The following is a 6,455-nucleotide window of genomic DNA, read 5'->3' as shown; positions in this document are numbered from 1 at the left end:
TAAATGAAAGTTCTAAAGAGATGACTTCAGAATCTTTTTCACAAGCTGTTAAAGAGTTGTCACGCCTTATAGATTATTCCTTCGTTTTATCTGATAAAACAAACGACGGCAACTGCTCAGTCGGTCTTATCAGCCATTATCCTATAGAAAATGTTGTTTCAATCAATTACCAGGATATCAATCAGCATTTACCCCCTATATTGTGTGCGGAAATAAAACTTCCGCAATTTGATTCCCCTGTTTTATTTTTAAACACTGCTTTTGAAAACAACGAAGATCTTGAGTCTAAAATCGCTGCAGTTCGTTCTATCAATGATTTTGTAAAAAATCAGAATGATAACAGCGATGCAATAACCGACAAAGAATTAAAAATAAAAGTCTTAACCGGAAATTTCAACGATACGGCAAACGGACCTGTTCTTTATGAACTTTCTCGTTACTTTAACCTCGTTGATTCCCAGAGCAATGAAGATTTTCGTACCTATCCGGCATTAAATCCTGCTCTTGATTTATCGCATATTCTGACCTATCGCGGCCAAGTATGGGAAATATCTGCAGTAACTGTTATAAAAGGCAATCAAGGTCACATGCCTTGGCAGGAGTTTTCTTCCCATCTGCCTATTTTTGCCACATTAAAATTAATTGAGCAGTAGATAGCACACAGAAATAATCAATCTATAGCATGCAGAGCATCATAAATTTTCTGTGCCAAAGCTTTGCTTATTCCAGGAACTTTAGCCAGTTCGTCAACCCCCGCGCGCATTACTTCCTGACGCCCGCCTAAATGCTGCAGCAATGCCTGCCTGCGTTTGGCTCCTACTCCTTCAATTCCTTCAAGCGCAGAAGTTCTACGAGCTTTTGCTCTTCTTCCGCGATGTCCTGTAATTGCAAATCTGTGCGATTCATCACGAATATGTAAAATAAGCTGTAAAGCAGGATCGCTTAAATCAAGGTGATATCTCTCATGGGTAAACCCCATGATAAGCGTCTCTAATCCTTCTTTACGACCTTCGCCTTTAGCAACAGCAACAATTTTCGGCAAAGAACTTTTAGCGTGCAAAAAGCTTTCAGTTAAAACTTCCTCTGCCTGTTTTAACTGTCCGGGACCACCGTCGATAAAAACCAAATCAGGAACCTCTGAATGATCAGGATCTTTAAAACGGCGGGTTAAAACCTGATGCATAGCTGCAAAATCATCGCCGGGAGTTATTCCTTCAATATTAAAACGTCTGTATCTTGAAGTATCAGGACCTTCTCTATCAAACACTACGCATGAAGCTACGGTTAACTCTCCTTGAGTATGTGAAATATCAAAGCACTCCATTCGATGAATATCTTTTAGATTTAAAATTTTCTCTAAACTGTTTATGCGATCTTCGGCGGTATGAGAAGAAGCAATTTTTGAAGTTAAAGAAGCTTTTGCATTTGCTTTTGCCAAAGTAAGGTATTTTGCTCTATCCGCCCTGACATTAGTTAAAAATCTAACCTCTCGACCTGATACCTGACTTATTGCTTCCTGCAGAACAGCAAGCTCATTTACAGCAACATCTATAACTATTTCTTGAGGAAACATTGCTGAACGGTTTTCACTTAAATAAAATTGGCTTAAAAAAGACATCATCAATTCATCAAGAGAGCCTTCTTTGGGCAACTTAGGGTAATACGAACGCGTTCCAAGAATTCTACCCTTTCTTATAAACAGTACATGCACACAGGCAAGTCCGTTTTGTACGGCGTGTCCTATAACATCAATATCAGATCTTATGTCACTTGAAACCGATTGCGCCTCCTGAACTCGGCGCAAGGCTAATAGCTGATCTCTATATTTTGCCGCTTCTTCAAATTGAAGATTTTTAGAATAATTTTGCATTAAGGCAGTTAAATTGTTAAGCAATTCCTGATTCTGCCCACGTAAAAATAATTTGACCAGCTCTACCTGCTTTGCATAGTTTTCTTCTCCTTTTTCTCCCATCGGTACGCAGGGAGCAAGACATTTACCCAGCTGCGCCATCAGGCACGGACGAGATCGGTGAGCATATACCGTGTCAGCGCATTGCCTTATAGGAAAAATTTTCTGTAAAAGACGTAAGCTTTCCTTTACCGCGCCGGAATCAGGGAACGGACCGAAGTAGTCACCGACGATTCTTTTAGCTCCGCGATGATAAAAAAGCCCTGGATGCTTGTCTTTAGTCAAAAGAATATAAGGATATGACTTATCATCGCGTAAAAGAATGTTATAGCGCGGCTGATATTTCTTAATTAAATTATTTTCTAAAATTAATGCTTCAGTTTCTGAAAAAGTAACTGTAAATTCAATGTGAGCAATATGCGCAACCAAAGCTCTGGTTTTTACCGAGTCGACTCCTTTTAAAAAATACTGCGACAGTCTTTTTTTTAGATCTTTTGCTTTACCCACATAAATAACCGTTTCATTTTTATCGTACATGCGATACGAACCAGGCCGGTTAGGAACGGTTTTTAAAAAACTTTTATAATCAAAAGTTACCTTTTCCTTTGATTTTTTTATCTCATCGGTGTTTTGTTTTTTTACGTCTAAATCGTCATTTAAAGCATCATCAATAAAATATAATGCCTCAGACTTGGCTTTATCTTCTTTCATTAAGCACCTAAAAGTTCGGTGTAAATTGACAAATCACTATCCTTAAACACATTAAAAACTACTTTAAACGGATAATCATGTGCTTTAAGAAATTCTCTTACGCTCGCTAAAGCAATAATTGCCGCTTCTTTTTGCGGAAAATGAAACTCTCCGGTGGAAATGCAGGGAAAAACAATACTATTACAACTGTTTTCTAAAGCTAAATTCATGGAATTTAAATAACAGGATCTAAGCTCTTCTTGCTTTTTTGCATTAACATCAATAAATATTATCGGTCCTACAGTATGAATAACGTAGCGTGCCGGTAAATTAAAACCTGGAGTAATAATCGCTTCCCCAGTTCTTACTTCTTTTTTTCGCCTTTTTATAAGATCGTGACAATAGAGACGAAGCTGCATTCCTGCAAAAGAATGAATAACATTATCTATACAGTTGTGTCCCGGAATAAAACATCCCTGAGCAGCACTATTTGCTGCATTAACGATAGCATCAGCATTTAGACGGGTAATATCTCCTTGAAATAAAGAAATACCGATTTCTTTTTCAGGAAGATTAAAAACATCGACAATTCCCCGCTCTTTAATTAAAGAACTTAAAACTATATCCTGAGCTTTTAATACTTCTTCAGAAAGTTCTTTTGCCGGTCTTAAATTCATATAGGCACGGGCAATGCTAAAGCGTTTAGCAAAAGGAAAATTAAAACCAGCCGTATCGAGTTTTTCTTTTCTTTCTTCACTTAATTTTAAAATTAAAAAATTAAGATTTTCATCAACCGTCTGCATATTTGCACCAAAACAAAGGGGACCTAAGTCCCCTTTACTTTAGCACTAATCCAAAAAGAATTAAAAGGCCGGTAAAACTGCACCTTTATACTGTTTTTCAATAAAGGCTTTAGTTTCTTCAGACTGTACAGCCTTAATCAAAATCTTCATATCTTCTTTTTGAGCACTTTCAGGATTTGCTACCAGAATGTTCACGTAAGGAGAATCAGCACCCTCAATAACAATAGCATCGCGCTGCGGAATTAAATCAGCCTGCATAGCAAAGTTGGTATTAATAACGGCAGCATCTACATCCTCAAGCGCACGCGGCAGCTGAGCTGCTTCCAACTCACGGATTTCAATATTCTTAGGATTATCTTTAATATCCATTACGGTAGCAGTAATATCAGTCGGATCTTCTAAAGTAATGACACCGGCTTTATTAAGCAGTAATAATGCACGTCCGCCGTTGGTCGGATCGTTTGGAATTGCAATAACTGCACCATCCTTTAATTCATTGATTTCTTTAATCTGCTTTGAATAAACGCCCATAGGCTCAATATGGACGGTAGCAACTTCCACGAGGTTGATTCCATGATCTTTGGTAAACTCTTCCAAATAAGGACGATGCTGGAAATAATTTGCATCAAGCTCACCGTCATCAGTTGCTAAATTGGGCTGTACGTAATCATTAAACTCAACAATCTTCAAATCAACGCCCTGCTTTGCAACAATCGGCTTAACAAACTCCATAATCTCTCCATGCGGCACCGGAGTTACACCTACGGAAATTTCACCTGCATTAGCTGCAGAAACGGAACAAAGAACAGCGGCTGACAAAGCTGCGACAAAGGCTTTCATTTATTGGCTCCTCATATTCTAATTTGCGCTTTGTTTCATACTTAAAGCTTCACAATGATTCTATTAAAATCGTTTAAATACCATTATGCAAGGGAAATACGGATTCAAGCACCAAAAAGGAGCAAAAGATAATACAAATAGAAGATACAAAAAGAAAGCTCCAATCTTCAATCTGAAAACCGGAGCCTAAAAAGAATACAGAAACTAAAAATTTAGCGATGATCGTAATGGCGGGAAAGCATATCACCTATCCACTGAACTAATTGAACCATCAAAATCAAAATAAGAACGGTTGCAATCATCATATCAGCTCTAAAACGCATATAACCGTAACGGATGGCCAAATCACCAAGACCACCTCCGCCGATAGTTCCGGCCATAGCAGAACTGCCGATAATCACAATCACGGTAATAGTAAAATTCTGGATAATCTCAGGCATTGCCTCAGGCAAAAGCACTCTGCGTATAATCTGCCAAGGGGTTGCTCCCATTGAAGTTGCAGCTTCAATCAATCCGTACGGCACGGTTCTTAAAGAGGTTTCGATAAGACGCCCGGTAAAAGGTATGGTTGAAACAGTTAAAGGTACGATTGCAGCAGTAGTTCCGATGGAAGTACCTACGAGCATTTTAGTAAACGGAATAATTGCAACCATCAAAATAATGAAAGGAATGGAACGCAATGCATTTACTATCGTGCCCAAAATACGATAAAAGTTAGGAGACTCCCAGAAATAGCCGCGGGAAGTAACCAAAAGCAAAACGCCTAAAGGCACACCGAAAAGAGCGGTAATCACGGATGCTAAAAGCACCATGTAAAAAGTTTCAAGAGTACCGTCAAACAGTAATCCGGACATTTTAGACCATGCGGATAAATCAATATTCAGCCAATTGCTTACGGCGGTCATAGCCTAAAACCTCCACTTTATGAACACGCTTTTTAAGTTCTTCAATAGCGATATGAATAGTTTCTTCATCACCGTCAATTTCAACGACCAAAAGTCCGAACGGAACTTTACGGATATGATCGATGCTACCTGCCAAAATACTTATCTTGGCATTACAGCATTTAGAAACATCTGCAATTACCGGGCTGTCAGCCTTAGGACCTAAGAACAGAATTTCCACAACGGCTTTATAGCCGCTTTCATAATTAGGAACGATTTGCGTATGACGAAGCAATTCAGGCATACCGCGACGTACGGCAGAAGAAACCAATCGCTTAGTTAGTTCTTCTTTAGGCTCGGTAAAGATATCAAGAGTACTACCCATTTCGGCAATCACACCGCCATCTAAAACCGCAACGCGATCACAGCACTCTTTAATAACTTCCATCTGATGAGTGATAATAACGATAGTAAGCTTTAGCTTATCCCTAAGATCAAGCAGCAATTCCAAAATCGAACTTGTAGTCTTCGGATCAAGAGCAGAAGTCGCCTCATCGCATAAAAGCACTTTAGGCTCCGCGGCAAGAGCTCTGGCAATGCCGACACGCTGCTTTTGACCGCCGGATAATTGGGCAGGGTACATATCTGCCTTATCTGAAAGACCTACTAACTCAAGCAGATGAGCAACACGCTTATCAATTGCTTCTTTATCAAGTCTGCCTTCAAGCTCCAAAGGAAAAGCAACATTTTTAGCAACGGTAAGAGACGACAGCAAATTAAAGCTCTGAAAAATCATCCCGATTTTTCTTCTTTCAACTCTAAGCTGCGCCTGTTTCATGGCAGTAAGATCTTTTCCATCCACCTCAACCGTTCCGGATGTGGGACGCTCCAGAAGATTAATATTACGGATAAGAGTGGATTTTCCTGCACCGGACAATCCGATCACTCCGAAAATCTCACCTTCATTAATAGTCAAAGATACGTCTTTTAAGGCCTTAACCTCACGTTTAGTGCCTTTTGCGTAAATTTTTTCTATATGGGTAAGTTTAATCACGAATAAATTCCACTATTTAATAACTGCGTAAACCTATTTCACCACAAATCCTTCCATTTGCTTTCAGGAAAGAAATTCACGGTCTATGCGAACAAATATAATATTGTAACACTACCTAGAGTTTTAAAAAAACTTACAATACTTACCAGATGAGTCTTTAAAGCTTGTAAGTATCTCAACTTCTAGAAGTTAAACTAAAAGCAAATCTTTCATTAAGATATAGTAGTTACGCATGAGAGCTTCAAAAAAAATTTCATACTAAAAAAATCCTTTAT

The 6,455-nt window shown here is 38.7% G+C and carries 6 protein-coding genes; 1 reads left to right on the top strand and 5 read right to left on the bottom strand.

The features are described from left to right. Positions 1-653 (top strand): hypothetical protein (locus QZ019_RS08885; protein WP_295484345.1); only part of this gene is annotated, 653 nt, incomplete at its 5' end. Between the two features lie 17 nt (positions 654-670). Here the strand turns inward: QZ019_RS08885 and uvrC are convergent. The 5 genes from uvrC to QZ019_RS08860 all read right to left on the bottom strand — a co-directional run bounded on the left by uvrC (position 671) and on the right by QZ019_RS08860 (position 6,180). Continuing rightward, positions 671-2,620, bottom strand: a complete 1,950-nt coding sequence (uvrC, locus tag QZ019_RS08880; protein ID WP_295484343.1) for an excinuclease ABC subunit UvrC — start codon at positions 2,618-2,620, stop codon at positions 671-673. Beyond that, complete coding sequence (locus QZ019_RS08875; protein ID WP_295484341.1) at positions 2,620-3,402, bottom strand: protein-ADP-ribose hydrolase; 783 nt, start codon at positions 3,400-3,402, stop codon at positions 2,620-2,622. Before QZ019_RS08875 ends, uvrC begins: the two co-directional genes overlap by 1 nt. A 60-nt stretch (positions 3,403-3,462) precedes the next feature. After that, positions 3,463-4,242, bottom strand: a complete 780-nt coding sequence (locus tag QZ019_RS08870) for a MetQ/NlpA family ABC transporter substrate-binding protein (protein WP_295484338.1) — start codon at positions 4,240-4,242, stop codon at positions 3,463-3,465. Between the two features lie 212 nt (positions 4,243-4,454). Next, entirely contained in the window at positions 4,455-5,096 is a 642-nt protein-coding gene (locus QZ019_RS08865) for a methionine ABC transporter permease (protein ID WP_294565789.1), read from the bottom strand. Between the two features lie 19 nt (positions 5,097-5,115). Beyond that, positions 5,116-6,180, bottom strand: coding sequence for a methionine ABC transporter ATP-binding protein (locus QZ019_RS08860; protein ID WP_294565488.1), 1,065 nt, complete (start codon positions 6,178-6,180; stop codon positions 5,116-5,118). Between the last annotated feature and the right edge of the window lie 275 nt (positions 6,181-6,455).

The organism is uncultured Succinatimonas sp. (genome assembly GCF_905203285.1).
GTDB lineage: Bacteria > Pseudomonadota > Gammaproteobacteria > Enterobacterales > Succinivibrionaceae > Succinatimonas.
Note: the sequence above shows the minus strand (reverse complement) of the source record. Positions and strands in the feature narration are given on the sequence as shown.